This window comes from Dactylosporangium sp. NPDC006015 (assembly GCF_040614215.1).
GTDB classification, from domain to species: Bacteria; Actinomycetota; Actinomycetes; order Mycobacteriales; family Micromonosporaceae; genus Dactylosporangium; species Dactylosporangium maewongense.
Map to the genome: position 1 here is coordinate 67,602 of NZ_JBEXUD010000010.1, position 22,058 is coordinate 89,659.

The window sequence follows — 22,058 nt, forward strand, 5'->3', positions numbered from 1 at the left end:
CGTACACGCCACCGCGTTCACCGAGCCGGTGTGCTCGGCGAGCTGGAGGTGTTCGGCGCCGGTCGTCGCGTTCCAGACCCGGACACCGTCGTTGCCGCCGGTGGCCAGGCGAGTGCCGTCCGGCGACCACGCCACCGCGTTCACCGAGCCGGTGTGCTCGGCGAGCTGGAGGTGTTCGGCGCCGGTCGTCGCGTTCCAGACCCGGACACCGTCGTTGCCGCCAGTGGCCAGCCGGGTGCTGTCCGGTGACCATGCCACCGCGTTCACCGGGCCGGTGTGCCCGGTCGCGACCCAGGGGGTGGTTCGAGCCTGCCGTGCACCCGGCAGGGGAGCGACGAGCAGGCCTTCGGCCGGCTGGGGGGAGGGGGTGCACCACAGGAGTTGCGTGCGGTGGCGGATGGTTCGCGTGAAGTCGACGTCGCCGATGTCGCAGTGGCGCAGGAGTGCGGAGGCGATCAGTACGCCGTCGAGATCGGCCTGACTCAAGCTGCTGTCGTGCAGCTCGGCCGAGTCGAGGCGGGCGTCGGTGAGGTCCGCGCCGGTGAGGTCGGTGTGGTGGATGCGGGCGCGGCGGAGGTCGGCGCCGCGGAGGTCGGCGCCGGCCAGGCTCAGCGCGTGTCCGCTCATGCCGGGGTTGCCGATGGTCCACTCGGCGAGGTTCGCGCCGGGGAGCTGGACCCGGGTCAGGGGTTGGTGCGGGTGTCCGTGCTCGGCGGCGCGCAGTGCGTACGCGAAGGCGAGCTCCGACGCCTCCGGCGTGTACTGGTCCCGGATCGCCGCGAGGCCGGTGAGGGCCGCCGCGCGGGCGGGCGGGGTGGCGGCCGCCAGGCACTGGCCGAGGAAGTCGAGGGTTTCCGGGCCGGGCACCGGCATGGCCACCGGGTCGGGGCCGGTGGCGGGGACTTCGCGCAGCGCCCGGAAGAGGTGGCGGGCGAGGAAGTACTCGAACAGCGAGCGGTGGCCGAAGGTGAACTCGTCGCCGTCGCGGCTGAGGAACGTGGCGGTGCGGAAGTCGGTCTTCCACAGGTCGGGGACGTTGTCGCGGTAGTGGCGGCGGAGGTCCGGGCGCTGGTCGAGAAGGTCCAGCAGCCAGTCGTCCACGTCGCCGGCGGTCCAGGAGTTGCGGCCCGAGCGCCAGATCTCCGCGGCGATCGCCTCCATGAGCAGGTGCTTGTGGTCGGGCAGCAGGGTGTGCTTGCCGCTGTCGCGGGCCAGCCACCGCTCGACCACCTCGCCGTAGAGATCGACGGCGCGCACCGCCCGGCCCTTGAGCTTCGCGGTCTCGATGAACTCGACCTGGTCGGAGATGAGCTTCAGCGTCATCGGGCGGCGGGCCAGGTCGGTGAGGTCGTGGACGCTGCCGATGAGGGTCAGGAACGCCTCGACCTTGTCGGGCTCGGCGTCGAGGTTGCCCGCGAGGTAGTCGCGGATCTGCCGCTCGCCGAAGGGGAGCATCAGCAGCGCCAGGTAGTCCTTGCCCTGCGGGCCCTGCCGGTCGTCGCCGGTGAAGAAGTTGACCTCGTCGCGGATCGTGCGGAAGTACTGCGTCCGGCAGGTCACAAGCATGCGGGTGCTGGTCGTGCCCTCGACGGCGCGCCACAGCTGGCGGATGAAGAGCCGCTGGTCGTGCGGCTCGAGGTGGACCAGTGCCTCGTCGAGACCGTCGAAGATCACGACGGCGTCGCCCTGCGTGAGCCGGCGGCGCACGGTGTCGGCGGAGAGCCGCTCCCGGGGCACCGCCGCGGGCCGGCTGGCCTCCAGCATGCTGTCGAGGATCGTGTCGAGCGTGATCGCCCGGCTCAGGTCGCCGGCGCGGACGTCGCGGAGGTCGAACAGCAGCGGCAGCGGCGCCCCTTTCGAGCGCTGGTCGAGCAGCGCCCGCGCGAAGAGCTTCGCCGTCGTGGTCTTGCCCAGGCCGACGTCGCCCAGCAGCGCGCACAGCCGCGGGCCGTCCTGCGCCATGGCCCACTCCAGCAGCCGGTTGACCGCCGCCAGCGCCGGGCCCCTGTCCGGCGCCTCGAGGTGGGACTCCCGGAACGTGGTCTCGCTGACCTCGGCGTCCACCAGCACGGTGCTGTCGTTGCCGCCGCGGCGGTCCGTGAGCCGCTTGGTGTGCTCCGCGAGCTCCGCCGTGGCGTCGAGCGCCGGCGCCGGCTGCGCCCGGACCTCGGCGTGCAGCGCGTCGACGAGCGCGTCGATGTACTGCTTGCGCTGCTGCTCCCCGCGCAGCACGGCCCACGGCTGCTCGCGGCGGCGCACCCCGCGTCGCGGCAACGGCCCGAGCGTGGGCGTCGCGTCGGGCAGGGCGGTCAGCGCGAAGACGACCCGGCGGCCGGGCCGGTCCAGGACGCGGTGCCGCTCGGCTGCGTTCGCCTCGTCGGTCAGGTACGACGGGCTGAGCAGCACCACGCGGACGTCCGCCTGCGCGCAGAGCCGGTCGCGGCTGTCCTGCAGGTTCTCGCCGAGGCCGATCGAGTCGGGGTCGGCGACCTCCCACTGCCGTTCGCCGTCGAGCTGGAGGTGCTGGCGGAGCAGCCCGACCAGCTGGCGCGTCGGCCGGGAGCCGGCGTCGGCGGCGGCGACGCTGACATACACCCTGGTGCGTCGCGAGTCGCCCAGCTCGGTGACCTCGGGCGCGATCGGGTGCGCGATGCCGGTGTCGTCGGCCGCCCTGCCCGTGAACGCGACGATGCCCGCGTCCGTCAGGTCACCACCGGCGAACCAGCCGTGGCGGCGCTCCGGCGGACTCTTGCGGGGCTCCAGCTCCAGCTGCAGGTCGACGCCGGCCGTCTCGGCCGCGCGGTTGACCCGTCCCCGGAAGTCCTGGAAGGCGTCCTGGCCCCGCGCCTGGTCGGCGGGGAACTCCGCCTCGTCCAGCGCGGAGCGCAGCAGGAACCGTCCGCCCGCGTCGAGGAGCCGCACGATCACGTTCAGCCGGGCCGCCTGCAGCTCGGTCACCGCACCGGCGGCGCGCAGCGCCTCCACGCGGGCGACGGCCTCCGCCGGAGGGAGCGGGGTCACAGCGTCACGAACCCGTTCAGGTCGAGGACCCGGGCGCGGATCGAGTCGGCCAGCCTGTTGGCGAAGATCGTCCGCTTGACGCCGGACAGCTCGGCATAGCTGCCCTGCTCCTGCCCGAAGATCAGCTGCTGCTCGATCCCGCCGAGGTCACGGTGCGGGCCGAACGACGGCAGCGGGCCCAGCGCCACCGGCAGCGAGCCCTTGTCGGCGGTGGGCCCGGCGAACCGGGGAAGCTCGTGCTGCCGGATGAACGGCCGGGTGAAGTAGGCGCTGGTCAGCAGCAGCAGCCCGAAGTCGGCCTCACCGAACCGGCCGACGATGGCCGGGCCGAACTCCTCGCCGCAGGTCAGGTGGCTGTCCTGCCACCACTGGACCTCCAGGTCCCGGAAGAGCCCGAGCGCCGGCAGCAGGTCACGCAGCAGCGCTTCCTTGAGTCGCTGGTCCCGATGGCACCAGCTCAAGACGATCCGCACCGACCGCATCAGGACCACCCCGGATAGCCCGGATCGACCCGGGATGGCGACGACGCTAACACAGCGGAGCGTGACCGGTCGCTCGCTGCGGCGTCGGGTAGGCGACTGCCGGAGTCACCCGCGTACGGGTCGCCGATGCGGCGGCAGCTAGGGTCTCGGCATGGACGAGGGGCAATCCCGGAGCCGGTGGGCGGGCGACGCGGTGGCGGTGGCCGGGTATCTCGCCGGTGCGATCGTGCTCTGCGGGCGGCTGCTCGCGCATCCCGGGCAGCGGCTGCCGTACACGCCGGGGGACCGGATGCTCGCCGAGTACTACCTGGCGTGGGCGGCACGGTGCGTGCGGCACCTGGAGAACCCGTTCCTCCTCGACCGGCTGAACGCGCCGGTGGGCGTCAACGGCATGGCGAACACGACGATGTTCGGGCTGGGGCTGCCGCTGGCGCCGGTGACGATGCTGGTCGGGCCGGGGATCACGTTCGACCTGCTGGTGGTGCTGACCCTCACCGCGACCGCGGCCGCCTGGTTCTGGCTGCTGTCCCGGCACGTCGTGGACAACAGGGTCGCCGCCTGGGTGGGCGGGCTCGTGGCCGCGTTCGCGCCGAGCGTCGCCAACCACGCCACGTTCCACCCGAACCTCACGGCACAGTTCCTGGTGCCGGTCATCGTGTGGCGGGTCGTGAAGCTGCGCGACGCGCCGGTGCGGGGCGGGCTGATCCTGGCCGCGCTGGTGGTGTGGCAGGTCTTCATCAACGAGGAGACGCTGTTCATCACGGCGCTCGCCATCGGGGTGTTCGGGCTGCTGTGGCTGGTGCAGCGGCCCCGCGAGGTGCGGGCGTTGAGCGTCCTCGCCGGGCTCGGGGTCACGCTCCTCGCGACGGCGGTCGTGCTCGCGTTCCCGCTGTGGTGGCAGTTCTCGGGCACGGGCGCCTACCGCGGCGGCGAGAAGCAGATGACGGCGTTCCACACGGACCTGCTGGGGTTCACGTCGTTCTCGCGCAACTCGGTCGCCGTGCGGTTCAGCGAGTTCCAGCCGGAGCCCGGGTTCTCCGCCGAGCAGCACGGCTACTTCGGCTGGCCGCTCGTCATCGCGGTCGCCGCCGTCGTGGCGTGGCGGTGGCGGGAGCCGCTCGTGCGGTCGCTCGCCGGCACCGGCGCCCTGTTCGCGGTGCTGTCGCTGGGCAACGAGCTCACGCTGTACCAGCGCGAGATCGGCGTCCCGGGCCCCTATGCCCTGCTGCGGCACCTGCCGCTCTTCGACACCCTGCTCCCGACGCGGCTCGGCGAGGCGGCCACCTGGGCGGTCGCGCCGCTGGTGGCGATCGGCCTCGACCGGCTGCCCGCGCCGGCGGGAATGCGGCTGCTCAAGGCGGGTCTGGTCGCGGCGGTACTGGTGCCGGCGGCGCCGGTGCCGATCAAGGTGTTCGACCGGCCGCCGGTCCCGGCGTTCATCGCGTCGGGGGAGTGGCGCTCCTTCGTCGGGCCGCAGGAGTCGGTACTGATCGTGCCGCTCGCCACGTTCGAGCACTGGACGGCGATGAGCTGGGCGACCGCGACCGGTACCGAGCTGCGGATGTCGCACGGCTACTTCCTCGGCCCGGCCGGCGGCGTGCAGGGCCGGCACGCGACCGTCGGCGCGCCGGCCCGGCCGACCGACCGGCTGATCAACGCCGCCACCGGCACCCACCAGGTCACCGCCGTCACCGACCTCGACCGGGAGCAGGCCAGGCTCGACCTCGCCTACTGGCGCACGTCGATCGTCCTGGCCCCCGACGGTCCCGCCGCGGCGGCGGAGCGCGGCACCCTCGACGCGCTGCTCGGGCCGGGGCGGCTGACCGGCGGGCTGTGGCTGTGGGACGTCAGGAACCCCTGACCCGGCAGCGTGCGCGGGAAGGGCCGGCCCAGCGGATGGCGTGCGTCATGGTGGTGTCCCCTCGAAAGTCGTCCGACTGAAGGGAATCCTCGCGCCCGCCGGGGCGGGGCAGCAGTGCGCCGGCACCAGTGCCGGATGGATGCTGGCACCACATCACAGGGGGATGCTCGCCCGCACCGTGGTCCCCGCGCCCGCCGGGCTGTCGACGGTCAGGGTGCCGTCCAGCAGCGCGATCCGGTCCGCGAGCCCGCGCAGCCCCGAGCCGAGCCCGGCGTCGGCGCCGCCGCGCCCGCCGTCGGTGACGGTCACGACCAGCTCCGCGCCGGACACGGCGACATCGACCCGGGCGGTGCCGGTCCCCGCGTACCGGGCGACGTTCGTGACCGCCTCGCTCACCACGAAGTACGCGGTCGCCTCGACCGCCGGCGGGAACCGGCCGGCCGGCAGCTCGCCGAGGCGCAGCTCGACCGGGCTGCGCCGGGCCATGTCGGCGAGGGCGGCACCCAGCCCGTACCGGGTGAGGCTTGCCGGATGGATGCCCCTGGCGAGGTCGCGCAGCTCGATCGCGGACTCCTCCAGGGCGGCGATGGCGTCGTCGAGGATCGCCGCGGCCCGCGCCGGCTGGTCGGGCAGGGCGGTGCGGGCCCTGGCGAGGGTCATGCCGAGACCGACGAGGCGCTGCTGCGCACCGTCGTGCAGGTCCCGTTCGAGGCGCTGCCGCTCACCGACCGCCGCCTCGAGCACCCGGCGGCGGGACGCCTTGAGCTCCTCGGCCACCCTGTGCCTGTCGCTGAGGTCGCGGAGGTACCCGCTGAAGACGGCCGGACCGGCGACCGCGACCCGCGTGATGGTCAGCTCGACCGGGAACTCGGTGCCGTCGGCGCGCCGGCCGGTCGTCTCGACGCGCTGGTCGAGCAGGCGCGGCTCGCCCGAGGCGAGGAGCCGGCGCAGCCCCTGCCGGTGCGCCTCGCGCAGCGCGGGCGGCACGATCAGCTCGGCCAGCTCGCGCCCGACGGCCTCGTCGCGGCGGTAGCCGAAGGTCCGGCACGCGGCGGGGTTGAACTCGAGGACCATCCCGTCGGCGTCGGCGATGACGACGCAGTCCAGCGCGGAGTCGAGCACCGCGCGGAGACGGGCCTCGCTGCGGCGTACCGCGTCCGCCGCCCGCGCCCGGTGCAGCGCGTCACCGATGCGGCGGCCCAGGCTCTTCGCCGTCGACACCAGGTCCGGCGGCGGCTCGGCGAGCGTGCTGGTGAAGAACTCGACGATCCCCTCGACGCCTTCCGCGCTCCGCAACGGGAAGCAGAACGCGGCGGACAGGCCGGCCTCACCGGCGGCGGCCGCCCGAGGGAACGCCGCCTGCCGCCCGAACTCGCGCACCCACGCCGGCTCGCCGCGCTGCCACACCGCGCCCGGGAGCCCTTCGCCGCGGGCGAGCACGAGATCGCGGGTCGCGGTCTCGAACGCCGCGAACCGGTCCGACGTCGACCACGTCGCCACGCACCGCAGCCCGCCAGGGGTCACCTGCCACATCGCGCCCGCCGACCAGCCGAGGGCCCGGCCGATCGCGTCGAGGACGGGCCGCCCGGCCGGCTCCGGGGTGGCGAGGATGTCGGCGACGGCGTGCTCCAGGCGGAGCAGGAGGGCGAAGTCGACGCTCACGGGTCCTCCGGGGCAGGCGGTAGGTTACGGACCCATGAGTATCCGGGTCGTGGTGGCGGATGACAGTCTCCTGGTCAGGGAGGGTGTCAAGGCACTGCTCAGTGACCAGGCCGACCTGTCGGTGATCGGACTCGCCGCCGACCACGGGGAGCTTTTGTCCACTGTGGAGCGGTTGGCGCCCGATGTCGTGGTCACCGACATCTGCATGCCGCCGACCAACACCGACGAGGGCGTCCGGGCCGCGATCGCGCTGCGGGGCAGCCACCCGGCGATCGGCGTGGTGGTGCTCAGCCAGTACGACGACCCCGCGCACTCGACCGCGCTGCTGCAGGACGGGGTGGCCGGCCGGGCGTACCTGCTGAAGGAGCGCCTGGCGCAGCCCGGCCAGCTCGCCGACGCGGTCCGGGCGGTCGCCGGCGGCGGCTCCGTCATCGACCCGCGGATCGTGGAGACGATGCTCACCGCCCGCGCCCGCCCGGCCGGCAGCGCGCTGCGCCACCTGACCGCCCGGGAGCGGCAGGTGCTGGCGGAGATGGCCACGGGCGCCAACAACTCCACGATCGCGGAGCGCCTGTTCGTCACGGTCCGCGCCGTCGAGCGCCACATCAACTCGATCTTCGCCAAGCTCGGCCTCGTCGAGGAGGGCGAGACCCACCGCCGGGTCGGCGCCGTGCTGCTCTACCTGGCCGATCGCGACTGAGACGTGCCTTGTGGTGCGTGCACCACAGGCGTTCGTGGTGCGGCCGTCGTCGCCCGCCGGTGGGGGAGCGGGCAGGCTGGGCGGGTGGACGAGGACCTGAGCGAGCTCCTGCCGCGCGGGCTGCACCGCGTGGAGGACACGGCCGGCGTGCACCTGACCGGCGTGCGGGACGGGTTCCGGGTCGACATCCGCCACACCGGCGGCGCCATGGTCACCCGGGTCGCGGCGGCCGTGCCGGAGCTGCAGGCCCTCGGCAACGCGGCCGGCACGCTCGTCCCCGACGCGGGCGCGCCGCCGGCGGCCGTCGCCGCGCTGTGCCGGGCCGGGTCGTCGTGGCGCGACGTGCGCGTCAGCGGCGGCCCCGGCGGGCTCGTCGCGGTCCGCCGGTCCGAACTGTCCGGGTACGCGCACGACCTGCGCCTGCTGGAGACCCTCGCCACCGCGCTCGGCGGCACGCCGGCCTAGAGCCGCCGTTCGGAGCGGCTGTTCAAAGGCGCCGCTCCGAGCCGCTGCTCCGAGCCGCTGCTCAGCGGCGCTGTTCAGAGGCGCTGTTCAAGGACCTGGCCGGGCCAGTCGACGCCGGTGGCGAGGCGGACCGTGAAGGTCTCGGTCGGGGTGAAGCCCTGCCGGCGGTACCAGCCGACCAGCGCCTGGTCGTCGCCCGCGTAGCAGTCGACCCGCAGCAGCCCGATCCCGCGCCGCACGGCGAGCACCCGGGCGTGGTCCAGCAGCGTCCCGCCCAGCCCGCGGCCCTGCCGCGCGCGATCGGTGACGAGGAGGTTCACGTACAGCTCGGGCTCGTAGACGACCGGGATGTGCTCCGGCGCCTCGCCGACCACGATCGCGCCCACCGCGGTGCCGTCGATCTCGGCGACGTGCAGGTGCCCCTGCGGGACCCACCGCATCATCGCGGTCAGCCGGCGCGGGTTGGTCGAGTGCGGCTCGGTGCCCCACTGCCCGGTCCGGCCCAGCCCGACGAGCCAGCGGGTCGCGCCGTCCATCAGCCCCAGGACGGGCTTGACGTCGGCGAGGGTGCCCGGCCGGACGTACGCCTCCTCGTCCCGCAGCGAAAGCTCCAGCTCCACCTCGTCGCGCAGCGGGATGCCGAAGTCGCCGGCCTCGGCGATCTGCGGCTTGTGGCGGCGGGCGCGCTGCACGGCGCCGGGGTGCACGGCCCGGACCCGCAGTCCCCGCCGCTGGTAGAACCGCAGCGCGTCCAGGTTGTCGCTGGTGGTGATGAGCCACAGCCGGCTGCATCCGGCGTCGGCCGCGACCGCCCGCGCGGCGTCCAGCAACGCGGTCCCGATCCCGGCATGTGGACGGACGGCGTTGAGCGTGACGATTTCGAGGCCCGTCGCCGCGACCTCATAGGTGAGAAGGCCCACCCGTTCGCCCGTTGCGCTTTCGGCAACGAGTCCTGGCAGCCGGTCGGCGTCGCGACCGTTTTCTCCCGTGATGACGTGGACCGCACCGTATGCATTGGTGAGCAATTCTTGCAACCAGGACAGGTCGCCCTCGGCGACCGCTCGGACCAGCACCTGCGTACCCTATCCGGGAAATTGAATTTCGCGGATGCTGGCAAATTCGCGACACTCCGAGAAGTACTCCGTTGGGCCATGATGACGTTGGGCAACACCGGGGAGGGGGCGGACCTTGGACGGACTCACGCGGGCACGCACGCCCGGCTGGGTCGTCGGCGTCCTCGCCCTGGTCCTCGCGATGCTGTTCGGGGCCACCGTCGGCTCGCCGGCGTCCCATGCCGGGATCGTCCACCAGCTCCTCACGTCCAGCCCCGTCCCGTTCGCCGCCGGTCACCATCACCACGAGCCGTCGTCGGACGGCGATGACGACGACGAGCGGCAGCCCCTCATGCTGCACGCCGAAGGCGAGCAGGTGGACACCCCCGAGGTCGCGGCCCACCACGCCGCGCAGCTCACCACGGGCGTCATCGCGCAGCTCATGCCGGCTTCCGGTGTCGAGCCGTCCGCGGGTGCCCGCACGGGCCACGCGCCCGCCCGCGCCGCACTGCAGGTCTGGCGCACGTAAGCCGAACTCCCACCCTCGTCGTTGTTGTCACCTCGACACGGTTGGAGTGATGTCATGTCCGCACCCGCGGACGCTATTCGCAAGCGTTCGGTCATCGTGACCGGCGCCTCGAGAGGGCTCGGCGCGGCCCTGTTCCACGCGCTGCAAGCCGACGGTGCCAGGGTCTTCGGCCTGGCCCGCGCCTTCCCCTCGGAGCAGCAGGTGCTCGCCGCTCGGCATCCGGCGTCGGTACGGCTGCGCGCCACCGACCTCGCCGAGGCCGTCAGCCTTCCGACGGAGGCGGAGCTGGCCGCGTTCGTCGGCGGGACCGCACCCGAGGACGAGGTCGTCCTGCTGCACAACGCCGCGACGGTCGAGCCCATCGGCCTGGTCGGCGAGCTGGCCCCCGAGGACGTGTTCGCCGCGGTCCAGGTCAACCTGGTCGCGCCGATCCTGCTCACGAACACCTTCCTGTCCACCTTCGCCCGCGACCCGGGTCCCCGCCTGCGGATCGTCTACGTCGCCTCCTCCGCGGCGCACCGCAGCTACCCGGGCTGGGCGACGTACTGCGCCACCAAGGCGGGCGCGGAGGCGTTCATGCGCTGCGTCAGCGAGGCGGCGAGCCGCTCCTGCACGGTGGAGATCGTCGACCCCGGGGCCATCGAGACGCAGATGCAGCGGACCCTCCGCGAGCGCGGCACGGGCCTGCCCGGCCACGCCCGCCTCGTCGAGCGCCACCGGGTCGGCGACATCGCCGACCCGGCGACCGTCGCCAAGCAGCTCGTCGCCCGCCACTTCCCCCCGTTGGTGGCGATGGCGGCGTCCTGACCGCAGGCCGTCGAGGGCCGGTCGGCGACGACCACCGACCGGCCCACCTCGAAATCCCGTCGGGCGACCCGACGGCGGCGACCGCCGTGTGTGGCGGACCGGTCGCTTGGGTACCGTGTCGCCATGCCGGACAGCCCACCTCCAGTGATCGTCGTGATGGGTGTCGCCGGGACCGGCAAGACCACCGTCGGGGCGCTGCTCGCCGGGAGGCTCGGCTGGCGGTATGCGGAGGCCGACGACTTCCACCCACCGGCCAACGTCGCCAAGATGGCGGCGGGGCAGCCGCTCACCGACGAGGACCGTGCGCCGTGGCTCGCGGCGATCGGCCGCTGGATCGACGAGCACGCGGCCGCGGGCACCCCCGGGGTCGTGTCGTGCTCGGGGCTGCGCCGGGCGTACCGCGACCAGCTGCGCGACGGCCGCCCGCAGGTGCGGCTGGTGTTCCTCGAAGGCTCCCGCGAGCTGATCACGCGCCGGCTCGCGGCCCGTCACGGTCACTTCATGCGCGTGGAGATGCTCGACAGCCAGTTCGCCGCCCTGGAGCCGCCGCAGCCCGGCGAGGACATCCTGGCGGTGTCGATCGACGCCACCCCCGAGCAGATCGTCGACGAGATCGTGCGGGGGACCCGCCCGCGGTGAGGCCGGCGCCCCGGTCGTGCGATCAGGGGGTGAGGATGCCGGCGGCCGTGGCCGCGGCGACCCAGGTGTCCCACTCGTCGGCCATCGCCTCGGCGAACTGCAGGTCGCTGCACGTCAGCAGGTCGAGCGCCTCGGTCGAGTACTTCGTGTCCACGTTGTCCAGCAGACGCTTGGAGTCGTCGAGGTCGTCGAGGGTCTGGAAGTACTCGACGGGCTTGACGGCGAGCAGCTTCAGGAAGACCGGGTAGCGCGCCAGCTCGCACACCACCTTGGTCGTCGCGCGCTTGCTGTCCGGGCTGCCGTCGGCGACGACGATGCAGAAGATCGGAGCCGTCGTCCGCTCGGCCTCGGCGAGGACCACGGCGAGGGCGTCGGCGAGGTTGGTCGTGCCCATCCAGCCCTGGTTGATCTCGCGGTCGACGACGCCGCTGTAGTTGTCGACGGTCACCGCGACCGTCGGCAGGACCTTCGTGTCGAACGGGATGACCGGCACGGTGCCGTCGATGTCGATCTGCAGTGCGAAGCCGAGGGCCCGCTCGACCAGGGTCTGCACCGCGCCGGACTTGTAGTCGGGGCGCATCGAGCCGGAGTGGTCGAGCACGAGCATCGCCTGGGCGCGGATGCCGCCGAGCCCGCGCCTGCTGAGCGCCAGGCCGGCCTTGTCGGCGCGTTTGGCGAGGTCGACGTGGCCCGACTCGCGCACCTTGGCGAGGTTGACCGCGGGCGCCCCGGACGGCTCCTTGACGAGCTGCACGGCCCGCGCCGCGGTCAGCTGCGTTCTCCCGGCCATGCCGCCACCCCCTGTACGTCAGTAAAGGACAACGGTAACTCCTGCGGGTGTGTCGACATTCGTACACCCGGGCGAAGGACTGAATTGAATGTGGAACGGCATTCACGGACACTCACAGGAGTGAATTCGTAAGGGGCGGCTGAGCGCTTCTTATCCGACGCCGGCCCGGTCGGCAAGTCCTGTTTCGCGCGGACGGCGCCATTGTTTGCTTCTCCTCGGCAACCGCCGACCGTCGCAGGAGGAGCACGTGAAACTCGCGTCATTGCTCAGCCTGGTGCTGACCGCAGGGGCGGTGACCGTCCTCGCGACGGCAACCGCCGCGCAGGCCGCTCCAGGTGTCACCCCGCCCGGTGTCAGCCTGACACTGGGGCCCGGCCAGTCGGCCGACATCGCCAAGCACGTCGAGACCGCGCCGGTCCCGCCGAAGCCCGACATCGTCTTCCTGGCCGACACCACCGGCAGCATGACCGGGCCGATCGCCGACGTGCGCGCCAACGCCGCGTCGGTCATGGGGCAGATCGCGGCCGCGCAGCCGCAGGCGCGGTTCGGGGTCGCGGAGTACAAGGACTTCGAGGACTCCGCGCCGTTCACGGTCCGCCAGGACATCACCGCCGACCAGGCGGCGGTCCAGGCCGGCATCGACCAATGGGTCGCCGGCGGCGGGGGTGACCTGCCGGAGGACAACCTCAACGCACTGTTCCAACTCGCGAACGGCGCCGTGCACTTCCGCGACGGCGGCACCCGCATCGTCGTCGTCTTCGGCGACGCCCCGTCGCACGACCCGAGCCTCGGCCACGGCCTGGCCGACACCGTCGCGGCGCTGAACGCCGCGCACATCCGCGTCGTCGCCGTCGACGTCGGCGGCATGAACGCCGGCGGCCAGGCCGAGGCGATCACGTCCGGCACCGGCGGCGTGTACCTGCCGGACGTGCCCGCCGACCAGGTCAGCGCCGCGATCCTCGCCGGCGTCCAGGCGATCCAGGTCAAGGTCGCCCCGGTGGTGTTCGACTGCGACGGCAACCTGGCGCTGACGTTCGACCCGGCCTCGAAGACCGTCGACAGCGGCGCGACCGCCGACTTCACCGAGCACGTCACGGTCGCCGGAGGTGCCGCGCCCGGCACGTACACCTGCAAGGTCGACTTCCAGGTCGACGGGGTCAGCCAGGGCGCGGCCTTCATCCAGACCCTGTCGGTGACCGTCCTGACCATCGCGATCAACGACGTCGTCGTCGACGAGAACGCGGGCAACGCCACGTTCACCGTCTCGCTCTCCGGCCCGGCGACGTCGCCGGTCAGCGTGCACTACGCCACGGCCGACGGCACCGCCACCGCCGGCGCCGACTACACCGCGGGCAGCGGCACGGTCACGTTCACGCCGGGGCAGACCAGCCGGCCGGTCACCGTGCCGGTCGTCAACGACGCGGTCGACGAGCTCGACGAGAGCTTCACCGTCAACCTGTCCGCGCCCGCCGGCGCCGCGATCGCCGACGGCACCGGCCTCGGCACGATCGTCGACGCCGACCGCAACGGCACGTTCTCCTGCACGGCGCAGGTCCTGCGGGTCGGCCCGCTGTCCTCGCCGGCGGCGAACCCGGCCAACGTGCCGTGCGCGGACGACAGCAAGGTCCTCGCCCAGCTCACCCTCGACTCCGGCCTGATCAAGGTGGAGTCGAAGACCCTGGACGCGAACGCGGCGCTCACCCCCGACAACCTCGACGCCGCACCCGCGGCCGGCGACAACGGCACGGCGAAGGCCACCGTCGAGTCGGTGAAGATCACCGCCGGCGGCGTCGCGCCGATCACGATCGAGCTCGGGCTCATCCAGGCCACCGCGAAGGCGACCTGCGCGTCCGGCCCGGGCGGGCTCGCACCGGTCCTCAGCGGGTCGTCGAGCATCGCGTACCTGAAGATCAACGGCATCGCGGTCACGGTCGGCAGCGCACCGCTCACCGTGCCGCTGGTGGTCGGCTCGCTCAAGCTCAACGCGACCACGACCACCCCGACCAGCGTCACCCAGCAGGCCGTCGTCCTCGACACGCTGCTGACGGACGTGGTCATCAGCGAGGCACGCGCCGACATCCACGGCACCGCCGCCAACCCGACCGGCAACCCCTGCCGCGTCTGACCGTCACCGCGGCGCGGCCCGCCCCTTCACATGGGGGCGGGCCGCGCCTGTTCGCGTCTGCGGCAGGTGTACGACCAGCGCCACGTCACACCGCCCCGCCTTCGGGAACATTCCCGGGGACGGCGTTGTTGACCATGACTTGTGACCGAGATTCCGCTTTCCGTCCTTGACGTCGCGCCCCGCGCCGCGAACGCGTCCGCCGGCGATGCCCTGCGCAACACGACAGAGCTGGCCAGACGCGTCGAGGCGCTCGGATACCGCAGGTTCTGGGTCGCGGAGCACCACAACATGCCCGCGATCGCGAGCTCCACGCCCGCGGTGCTGCTGGCGCACCTGGCCGCCGCGACGTCCACGATCCGCGTCGGCTCCGGCGGCGTGATGCTGCCCAACCACGCGCCGCTCGTCGTCGCGGAGCAGTTCGGCACCCTCGAGGCGCTGCACCCGGGCCGCATCGACCTCGGCATCGGCCGAGCGCCCGGCACCGACCAGCACACGGCGCTCGCGCTGCGCCGCACCATGGAAGGCCTGTCCGCGGAGCATTTCCCGGAGGAGCTGCAGGACCTCATCGCCTACTTCACCGGCGACGACACCGGGCAGCGCATCCTCGCCTCACCCGGGCGCGGCGACAAGCCCGACGTGTGGCTGCTCGGCTCCAGCGGCTTCAGCGCCCAGCTCGCCGGCCTGCTCGGCCTGCCGTTCTCGTTCGCGCACCACTTCTCCAGCGCCAACACGCTGCCCGCGCTGAGGCTCTACCGCGACAGCTTCCGGCCGTCGCAGTGGCTCGACGCCCCCTACACGATGGTCGCCGTCAGCGCCGTCTGCGCCCCGACCGACGAGGAGGCCGAGTTCCTCGCCGGGCCGAGCCAGCTGTCGTTCCTGCGGCTGCGCTCCGGCCGGCCCGAGGCCCTCGCCACGCCGGAGGAGGCGGCGGCCTACCCGTACAGCGACCGCGAACGCGAATTCGTCCTGGAACGGCGCGAGGGCCAGGCCCTCGGCTCGCCGGACACCGTCCGCGCGCAGCTGACCGGGCTGCTGGACCGCACCCAGGCCGACGAGCTGATGCTGACCTGCATGGTGTACGACATCGAGGCCCGCGCCCGCTCGTTCGCGCTGATCCGGGAGCACGTCGCGGCGCACCTGACCCGCTAGGAGGGCCCGGCCGACATGCGACGGGTCAGTTCGGCGGCCCGTCGCAGCTGCACGGACCTCGCCGTGCGCACCACGTACCGGCGCAGCAACGACGGCGAGTCGACCGTGATCGTCTCCGTGACCTCGGTCCCGGCCCCGGACGGCGCCAGCGTGACCGCCGCCCGCAGCCGGACCCGGCCGGGCGAGACGACGTCGCTGACCACCGCCGGTGCCGCCGGGTCGAGGGTCATCGTCACGCGGATCCGGTTCGTCCAGAAGCGGAACCGTTCGAGGGCCACGTAGCCGACCTGGTCGCCGTCGGTGCGCACGTCGCGGACGGCCACGACGAGCGGCGACAGGCCCACATACGAGTGCGGGTCCGCCAGGTGTTCGAAGACCCGGGCGGGCGGGGCGGCCACGAGGAACGTGTGAGCGAAGGCATCGACGGACATGGGCTCAGACGGTAGCGTGGCCGATCTACCGTCGGTTGGCCTTTCCCGGCGGTTGGTCGGATGGCGGTCGCCCCGATCATCGGCGAGGATGGCGGACGATCTTGTGCGTCGTGCGCAGGCGGCCGGCTGACATCGGCGGCCCGTTCGGCGGTTCTCCGAGGCGAGGTGAGGCAACGTTGAACAAGACCTGGGTTCGGCTGCGACCGGTGGTCGAGAGCGATCTGGGGATGTTCCGGCGGTTCGTGACGGAGCCGGGGCTGGCCGGCCCGGCCTGGTCCGGCTACCGCGAGCCGACCGGCCCGGCCAGGCGCTTCGCCGAGGACGGCTTCCTCGGCGAGCACGACGGCCGGCTGATGGTCGAGGCCGACGAGACCGCCGCCGGCTACGTCAGCTGGGAGGCGACCGGCACCGGCTGGTCGCGGTACTGGAGCATCGGCATCATCCTGCTGCCGGAGTGGCGCGGCCGCGGCGTCGGCTGGCGCGCGCAGACGCTGCTGTGCGACTACCTGTTCGCCAACAGCGCGGCGCCGCGGATCGAGGCCCGCACGCAGCCGGAGAACATCCCGGAGCAGAAGGCGCTGGAGAAGGTCGGGTTCCTCAGCGAGGGCATCCTGCGCTCCGCGGAGTTCCGCGACGGCGCCTGGCGCGACGTCCTCGTCTACGGGAAGCTCCGTGGAGACCGATAAGCGTTCGCTGTTCGTGTACGAGGTGTACGTCGGCGAACGGCTGCGCCATCTGGTGTCACCGCTCGAGCCCGACGAAGCCGCGGAGTACGGGCTGTCGCCGGAGGCGGTCGTCGGGCTCCTCGCCGTCGGCGTCGACGGGCCCGCCGCGATGCAGCCCGACCACTTCGAGGAGAACCCGGCGTTCGTGCGCTTCCTGCACGAGATGATCGCCGACGACGTCTTCGTGGTGCCCGGCATCCGCGAGCAGGCCGCCGCGGTCGGCGGGCACGGCTGGGTGGACCTGCTGGACGCCCGTACCCCCGACCCCTCGGGTGACGTCCCTTCGTGCGACGTCATCGGGAGCGTGGAGGTGCGCGACGGCGCGCTGGTGCCGATGTCCTACCGGCCGAACGACCACCACCGGCTGCTCACCGAGGACGGCTTCTTCCAGCTGCCGGAGGAGCTGGAGATGTCGCTGCTGAAGCGCCTGCACGCTACTATGTGCTGATCGTCGTCAATTGGGCACGCAACGTGCTCTTCGCCGCGCTCGTCGTCCTCGCGCTCGCCTGTGAGGGTGGCGGGGGTCCTGCCGGCCCGGCCCCGTCGTCCGGCTCCATGGCCATGGCCGCCCTCGGTGACTCGCTCACCACCGCGTTCGCGTCGTGCCTCGCGCCCTCGCCGTGCCCGCGCAACTCGTGGTCGACCGGCGACGGCACCCGCGTCGACAGCCACTACCGGCGGCTCCGGCCGTCGTATCCGGGCCTGCGCGGCGTCAACTCGGCCCAGGGCAGCGCCCGCGCCGACGCGCTCGCCGCGCAGGCCCGCACCGCGGTCACCGCGAAGGCCACCTACGTCACGATCCTCATCGGCGCCAACGACGCCTGCCGGCCCACCCTCGACGCGATGACCCCCGTCGACACGTTCCGTCGCCAGGTCGACGACGCCCTCGCCGTGCTGAAGGAAGGCCTGCCGCAGGCCCGCGTCCTGGTCGTCAGCATCCCCGACATCAACCGGCTCTGGGAGGTCGGGCACACCAGCCAGGTCGCGGTGAAGGCGTGGTCGCTCGGGATCTGCCAGGCGCTGCTCGCCGCGCCCACGTCCACCGCACCCGCGGACGTGGCGCGGCGCAAGGCGTTCGGGGCGCGGGTCGACGCCTACAACACGCAGCTCGCCGCCGCCTGCAAGGCCTACGGACCCCGGTGCCGGGACGACGGCGGGGCGGCGCACCGGGTCGCGTTCACCCTCGACATGGTGGTCGCGCAGGACTTCTTCCACCCCAACTCCGCGGGGCAGAACGCGCTGGCGAAGGCGACCTGGCTCGGCCCGCCGGACTGGTGAGGTCCGACCCCCTGTGCGTTCGTCGCGCGGGCGCTACGCTCACTCAACGGCCCGCCGCGACGTTGCGGCGGCAGGTGGGAGGCGACGGTATGTCCGCGGACCCTACGGTGTGGCGGGTGAAAGGCATGCCGCTGGCCCACGCCACCGGGCACGGCCCGCTCGACGGCCTGCGGGTCGCGGTCAAGGACCTCTTCGAGGTCACCGGCTTCGCCGTCGGCGGCGGCAACCCCACGTGGCTCGCGTCCGCCCTGCCCGCCGCCGAGGACGCCCCCGCCGTCGCCCGGCTGCGCACCGCGGGCGCCACCATCCAGGGCATCGCGCACACCGACGAGCTCGCCTACTCCCTGTCCGGCACGAACGTCCACTATGGTGCCCCGCCCAACCCTTCGGCACCCGGCCTCGTCACGGGCGGCTCCTCCAGCGGCCCCGCGTCGGCGGTCGCGACGGGGCACGCCGACATCGGCCTCGGCACCGACACAGGCGGCTCCATCCGTGTCCCCGCGTCCTGCTGCGGCCTCTTCGGCCTGCGCCCCACCCACGGCGTCGTGCCCACCGGCGGGGTGCTGCCGCTCGCGCCGTCGTTCGACACCGTCGGCTGGATCACTGCCACCGCCTCGCACCTGGCCCTCGTCGGCTCCGTCCTGCTGCCGGCCGGGCCGTCGGCGCCGCCGTCGCGGCTGCTCGCCGTCGGCGAGGTCCCCGGCCTGACGGGGGACTCCCTCTTCGGCCTGCCGGTCTCGCCCGTCACACTGTCCACCTGGGACGATCCCGACCCGCTGCTGCTGGCCTTCCGCCGCGTGCAGGCCGCCGAGGCGTGGCGGGCGCACGGCGAGTGGATCACCGCGCACCCGCGGGCGCTCGCCGTCGACGTCGAGGACCGGTTCCGCTTCGGCGCGTCCGTCACCGCCGCCGAGGAGGCCGAGGCCCGGTCGTTCCTCGCGGGGCTGCGGGCCGAGCTGCTCGACCTGCTGGCCGACCGCGACGCCTGGCTCGTCCTGCCGGCCGGCGGCCCCGGCCACCCCCGCGACCTGAGCCCCTCCGCCCGCGACGCGTGGCGCCGCGACACGCTGCGGTGCGCGGTCCCCGCCAGCGCGTATGGCCTGCCCAGCGTCTCCGTGCCGACCTCCTCGACGCCGCCGGCCGGGGTCGCCGTCATCGCGCCGCCCGGGCACGACCTGGGCCTGCTCGCCCTGGCGGCACGCCCCCTGGCCTGAGCTCCGCGCGGTGCGTCCCGTGCAACCTCGGCACCCCCTCCCGACGTCTGTGTCGTGACACCGGCGCCTTGCCGGGATGGATGAAGACCGATCTCACCGTCGGCTTCGTGGTTGCCGACGGGGGGCACGATGGCTGAGTCACCCCTCACCGCCCCGGAGCCGCGATGACCGACGACCCGGCCGTCGACACCGACGCCCACAGTGGACAGGCGACCATCGCCGCTCCGCCCCACGGAGTGCTGCCTGCCGCTCCGGCCTCGACGCTGTCGCTGTCGTCCAGTGCGGCCGCTGCCGTCCCGGGGCGGCGCCGGTGGCCGCTCCTTGGCGACGGCGCGGGCGCTGTGTCCCGCGAGGGCACCGCCTCCTGGCCGCGGCGGTGGCTGCTGCTCGGCGGCGCGGGCGCTGTCGTCGCCGCCGTCGCGGCGGCGTTGGCGCTGCTCCCGGGCGGCGACCCGGCGCCGACGTCACCCTCGGACGTCTTCACCGGCCTGCCGGCCCACCAGAACCCGTCGGGCGGCGCGTCGCCGTCACCCGGCGCGGCCGGCGAGGTCGGCGAGGTTCAGGGCGAGCTGATGGTCGACGTGCCGCGCCCACCGGCCGCGACCGGCGAGGCCGCCGCGGAGGCCGGCCCCGGCAGGATCGGCCGCCCCCTGGTGCTGCACCTCAGCGTGGACCGGCTGCCGTCACCGTCCTTCGGCGTCACCTACCAGCAACTCGTCCGCGAACGCCAGGAATCCCTCACCTTCCACGGCTCCACCGGCGCCGGCGACCGGCTCGCCGGCACCACCGACGGGCTCACCGGCACCACCGACCAGCTCGCGGGCACCACCGTCCGGGTCGGCGTCACCACCCAGGGCTGGGAGCCGCAGATCGGCGCACCCACCCCGGTCACCGTCGCCGGCCGGCCCGCCGTGCTGACCTCCTCCGACGGCACCACCGTCATCCGCTGGCAGGACGCCGACGGGCTGTGGCTGCAAGTCGTCACCACGCTCGACGAGCCGCGCGCCCTGGTGTTCGCCACCGGGGTGCGCCTCGACCGCGCGTACCGCTGCGTCGTGCCCTACCGGCTCACCAACCTCCCCGACGGCATGCATGCGGACCGCTGCACGATGACGTTCCTAGCCGGCGAGACGCACACCATCCTCGACCTCACCGACGGCACGTCCGACCTCAGGCTGACCAGCGTCCCGCAGCAGGCGCCGGCCCGGCTGCCGGCCATGGACACCACGATCGGCGGCCACCCGGCCCGCCTCTCCGAGCGCACCGCCGACGGCCGGCGGATCCTCGAGGTCACCGTCGACGAGGGCGCGGGGGTGCTGCGGGCGACCGCGTCCGGCGCCTACGACGCAGGCGTGGTGCGCTGGATCCTGGACGACTGCGTCTGGACCGGCGGCAACACCGTCGCGGCGTGGCCCGCCAGCCCGCTGCCCTGAGCAGGACGACCGCCGCCGCCACTACGATGCGATCATGGCGCTCCTGCACCGGGCGGACCTGACGCCCACCAAACTCGAACTGCTCAACGCGTGGCTGCCCACCCGCTCCTGGTACGCCGACCCCGACGTCGCGAAGGTCGGCGCGTTCCGCTTCGACGACCCCGCCGGCGAGGTCGGCATCGAGACGATCCTCGTCCGCGCCGGCGACGGACCGGTCCTGCAGGTCCCGCTCACCTACCGCGGCGCACCGCTCGCCGGCGCCGACCGCTGGCTGGTCGGCACCACCGAGCACTCGGTCCTCGGCACCAGGTGGGTGTACGACGCGGCCGGCGACCCCGTCTACGCCGCCGCCCTCGCCCGCATCATCCTGACCGCCGAACCCCAGGCCGCCGAGGAGTTCGAGGTCGAAGGCGTCCGCCAGGCCCGCCCGAGCGACGTCCAGGCCAACGGCAGCGGCCACGCCGGCGCCGCAGCCCCCGACACCACCGACATCCTCCACGTGGAGGACGCCGACCCGACCCGCATCGCAACAAGCTCCCACGAACTCACCGTGCTCAGGGTCCTCAAGGACGACGCCCCGCCCCCTCCCGGCGCCCCGACCCTCACCGCCGCCTGGGGCGACGTCACGACCCCACGCCTCCTCGCGTACGCCACCGCCAGATAACCCCTCACCGCCGCCCGTCTCGACGCGGGGTGCGCTGACCGGCTCGCCCGGTCGTGGGAGTGCGGGTGATCCGACCTCCGAAGCGACGCGGAGGGCGGCGTCCGCGATGCTGGTGTCCTGCGCGACCCGTTCACCAGGGTGCGGGTGACGACCGGCCTGCGTGGATGCGAAGCACGCGAGGCGTCACCCGTTCGTCCCGGCGCGGGGCGGGCCACCCGTTCATTCTGGGCGCGGGTGGTTGCCGGCCCGTGGCGGCGCCGTTGTGGGGGATGCTGTCGGGGTGACCGACCTTCGAGTGCTCCGCGGTGGCTCCGGCACCCCGGCGATCCTGCTCCTGCACGGCCTCGGCGCCACGGCCGACGTGTGGGACGACCTGACCGCCCTCCTCGACACGGCGTGGGTGGCGCCCGACCTGCCGGGCCACGGCGGCTCGGGGTGGCTGGAGGACTACTCGTTCGCCGGGGTCGCGGACGCCGTCGCCGGGCTGGTCGACCCGGACGGGACCGTCGTCGTCGGGCACTCGTTCGGCGGGGTGATCGGCCTGCACCTCGCCGACCTGCCCGGGGTGCGGGCGGTCGTCGGGCTCGGCATCAAGGTCGCCTGGACCGCCGCGGAGCTCGACCGCGCCGCGGCGCTCGCCAGGAAGCCGCCGATCATCCACCCGACCCGCGAGGAGGCCGCAACTCGCTTCCAGCGCGTCGCCGGGCTCGTCGGACTCAAGGATGATGCGCCGGACGCCGCCGTGACCCGCGACGGCGAGGGCTGGCGGAGCACGCACGACCCGCGGACGTTTGCGGTCGGCGAGCCCGGGGTCGCCGCCCTCCTCGCCGCCGCGCGCGTCCCGGTCGTCCTCGCCCGGGGTGAGCACGACCAGATGGTGAGCCACGAGCAGCTCGCGGCGCTCGTCCCGGAGCCGGTCGACCTTCCCGGCCTCGGTCACAACGCCCACGTCGAGGACCCCGCCGCGCTCCTGCCCGTCCTCGCCGCCCCGCGCTGACGTGGACCACCCGCCGGATCGGTGATCTACGATC

The 22,058-nt window shown here is 73.7% G+C and carries 21 protein-coding genes; 15 read left to right on the top strand and 6 right to left on the bottom strand.

The genetic code is table 11. The annotated features are described in order from the left end of the window. Together ABZ321_RS19555 and ABZ321_RS19560 are read right to left on the bottom strand one after the other, a co-directional pair. Positions 1-3,021, bottom strand: a 3,021-nt coding sequence (locus ABZ321_RS19555; protein ID WP_354892963.1) for a pentapeptide repeat-containing protein, incomplete at its 3' end; no start/stop codon positions are given. Next, positions 3,018-3,494 (bottom strand): hypothetical protein, encoded by a 477-nt coding sequence (locus ABZ321_RS19560; RefSeq protein ID WP_354892966.1) that lies wholly within the window; start codon positions 3,492-3,494, stop codon positions 3,018-3,020. The genes ABZ321_RS19560 and ABZ321_RS19555, both read right to left, overlap by 4 nt. 160 nt (positions 3,495-3,654) lie before the next feature. Here ABZ321_RS19560 and ABZ321_RS19565 point away from each other — a divergent pair, with 160 nt between their 5' ends. After that, positions 3,655-5,364 (top strand): glycosyl transferase, encoded by a 1,710-nt coding sequence (locus tag ABZ321_RS19565; protein WP_354892969.1) that lies wholly within the window; start codon positions 3,655-3,657, stop codon positions 5,362-5,364. A gap of 153 nt (positions 5,365-5,517) precedes the next feature. Here the strand turns inward: ABZ321_RS19565 and ABZ321_RS19570 are convergent, their stop codons facing one another. Continuing rightward, positions 5,518-7,026 (bottom strand): PAS domain S-box protein, encoded by a 1,509-nt coding sequence (locus tag ABZ321_RS19570; protein ID WP_354892972.1) that lies wholly within the window; start codon positions 7,024-7,026, stop codon positions 5,518-5,520. A 34-nt stretch (positions 7,027-7,060) separates the two neighbouring features. Between ABZ321_RS19570 and ABZ321_RS19575 the strand changes: the two genes are divergently transcribed. Both ABZ321_RS19575 and ABZ321_RS19580 read left to right on the top strand, forming a co-directional pair. Then, complete coding sequence (locus ABZ321_RS19575; RefSeq protein WP_344502732.1) at positions 7,061-7,726, top strand: response regulator transcription factor; 666 nt, start codon at positions 7,061-7,063, stop codon at positions 7,724-7,726. An 84-nt stretch (positions 7,727-7,810) separates the two neighbouring features. Then, complete coding sequence (locus ABZ321_RS19580; protein ID WP_354892975.1) at positions 7,811-8,191, top strand: hypothetical protein; 381 nt, start codon at positions 7,811-7,813, stop codon at positions 8,189-8,191. Between the two features lie 74 nt (positions 8,192-8,265). On the opposite strand, the gene ABZ321_RS19585 is transcribed toward ABZ321_RS19580, so the two are convergent. Then, positions 8,266-9,111: a GNAT family N-acetyltransferase gene (locus ABZ321_RS19585; protein ID WP_354892978.1), complete on the bottom strand. Its 846-nt coding sequence runs from the start codon at positions 9,109-9,111 to the stop codon at positions 8,266-8,268. Positions 9,112-9,379: 268 nt separating this feature from the next. Here ABZ321_RS19585 and ABZ321_RS19590 point away from each other — a divergent pair, with 268 nt between their 5' ends. The 3 genes from ABZ321_RS19590 to ABZ321_RS19600 all read left to right on the top strand — a co-directional run bounded on the left by ABZ321_RS19590 (position 9,380) and on the right by ABZ321_RS19600 (position 11,218). Then, a complete protein-coding gene (locus ABZ321_RS19590) occupies positions 9,380-9,772 on the top strand; it encodes a hypothetical protein (RefSeq protein WP_344502729.1) in 393 nt (130 codons plus the stop codon). A 54-nt stretch (positions 9,773-9,826) separates the two neighbouring features. After that, the gene (locus ABZ321_RS19595) at positions 9,827-10,579 is read left to right on the top strand and encodes an SDR family NAD(P)-dependent oxidoreductase (protein WP_344502728.1); all 753 of its coding nucleotides are present in this window, start codon (positions 9,827-9,829) and stop codon (positions 10,577-10,579) included. Between the two features lie 123 nt (positions 10,580-10,702). Next, positions 10,703-11,218, top strand: a complete 516-nt coding sequence (locus ABZ321_RS19600) for a gluconokinase (RefSeq protein ID WP_354892982.1) — start codon at positions 10,703-10,705, stop codon at positions 11,216-11,218. Between the two features lie 22 nt (positions 11,219-11,240). Here the strand turns inward: ABZ321_RS19600 and ABZ321_RS19605 are convergent, their stop codons facing one another. Next, complete coding sequence (locus ABZ321_RS19605; RefSeq protein ID WP_354892985.1) at positions 11,241-12,008, bottom strand: VWA domain-containing protein; 768 nt, start codon at positions 12,006-12,008, stop codon at positions 11,241-11,243. A 247-nt stretch (positions 12,009-12,255) separates the two neighbouring features. Here ABZ321_RS19605 and ABZ321_RS19610 point away from each other — a divergent pair, with 247 nt between their 5' ends. Both ABZ321_RS19610 and ABZ321_RS19615 read left to right on the top strand, forming a co-directional pair. Further along, positions 12,256-14,133: a Calx-beta domain-containing protein gene (locus ABZ321_RS19610; RefSeq protein ID WP_354892988.1), complete on the top strand. Its 1,878-nt coding sequence runs from the start codon at positions 12,256-12,258 to the stop codon at positions 14,131-14,133. A gap of 141 nt (positions 14,134-14,274) precedes the next feature. Further along, positions 14,275-15,282 (top strand): LLM class flavin-dependent oxidoreductase, encoded by a 1,008-nt coding sequence (locus ABZ321_RS19615; protein ID WP_354892990.1) that lies wholly within the window; start codon positions 14,275-14,277, stop codon positions 15,280-15,282. Here ABZ321_RS19615 and ABZ321_RS19620 read toward each other — a convergent pair. Further along, positions 15,279-15,713 (bottom strand): SRPBCC family protein, encoded by a 435-nt coding sequence (locus ABZ321_RS19620; RefSeq protein ID WP_344502723.1) that lies wholly within the window; start codon positions 15,711-15,713, stop codon positions 15,279-15,281. The genes ABZ321_RS19615 and ABZ321_RS19620 overlap by 4 nt on opposite strands. 176 nt (positions 15,714-15,889) lie before the next feature. Between ABZ321_RS19620 and ABZ321_RS19625 the strand changes: the two genes are divergently transcribed. From ABZ321_RS19625 to ABZ321_RS19655, 7 genes are all read left to right on the top strand, one after another. Then, positions 15,890-16,399, top strand: coding sequence for a GNAT family protein (locus ABZ321_RS19625; protein ID WP_354892993.1), 510 nt, complete (start codon positions 15,890-15,892; stop codon positions 16,397-16,399). Next, a complete protein-coding gene (locus ABZ321_RS19630) occupies positions 16,386-16,886 on the top strand; it encodes a hypothetical protein (protein ID WP_354892996.1) in 501 nt (166 codons plus the stop codon). Before ABZ321_RS19625 ends, ABZ321_RS19630 begins: the two co-directional genes overlap by 14 nt. Continuing rightward, positions 16,880-17,716: a GDSL-type esterase/lipase family protein gene (locus ABZ321_RS19635; protein WP_344502720.1), complete on the top strand. Its 837-nt coding sequence runs from the start codon at positions 16,880-16,882 to the stop codon at positions 17,714-17,716. Before ABZ321_RS19630 ends, ABZ321_RS19635 begins: the two co-directional genes overlap by 7 nt. Positions 17,717-17,841: 125 nt before the next feature. After that, the gene (locus ABZ321_RS19640; protein ID WP_354893507.1) at positions 17,842-18,930 is read left to right on the top strand and encodes an amidase family protein; all 1,089 of its coding nucleotides are present in this window, start codon (positions 17,842-17,844) and stop codon (positions 18,928-18,930) included. A gap of 164 nt (positions 18,931-19,094) precedes the next feature. After that, positions 19,095-20,363, top strand: a complete 1,269-nt coding sequence (locus ABZ321_RS19645; RefSeq protein WP_354893000.1) for a hypothetical protein — start codon at positions 19,095-19,097, stop codon at positions 20,361-20,363. Positions 20,364-20,397: 34 nt separating this feature from the next. Continuing rightward, positions 20,398-21,027: a hypothetical protein gene (locus tag ABZ321_RS19650; RefSeq protein ID WP_354893003.1), complete on the top strand. Its 630-nt coding sequence runs from the start codon at positions 20,398-20,400 to the stop codon at positions 21,025-21,027. Between the two features lie 280 nt (positions 21,028-21,307). After that, on the top strand, positions 21,308-22,024 hold the full coding sequence (locus ABZ321_RS19655) for an alpha/beta hydrolase (RefSeq protein WP_354893006.1): 717 nt from the start codon (positions 21,308-21,310) through the stop codon (positions 22,022-22,024). Positions 22,025-22,058 lie beyond the last annotated feature (34 nt).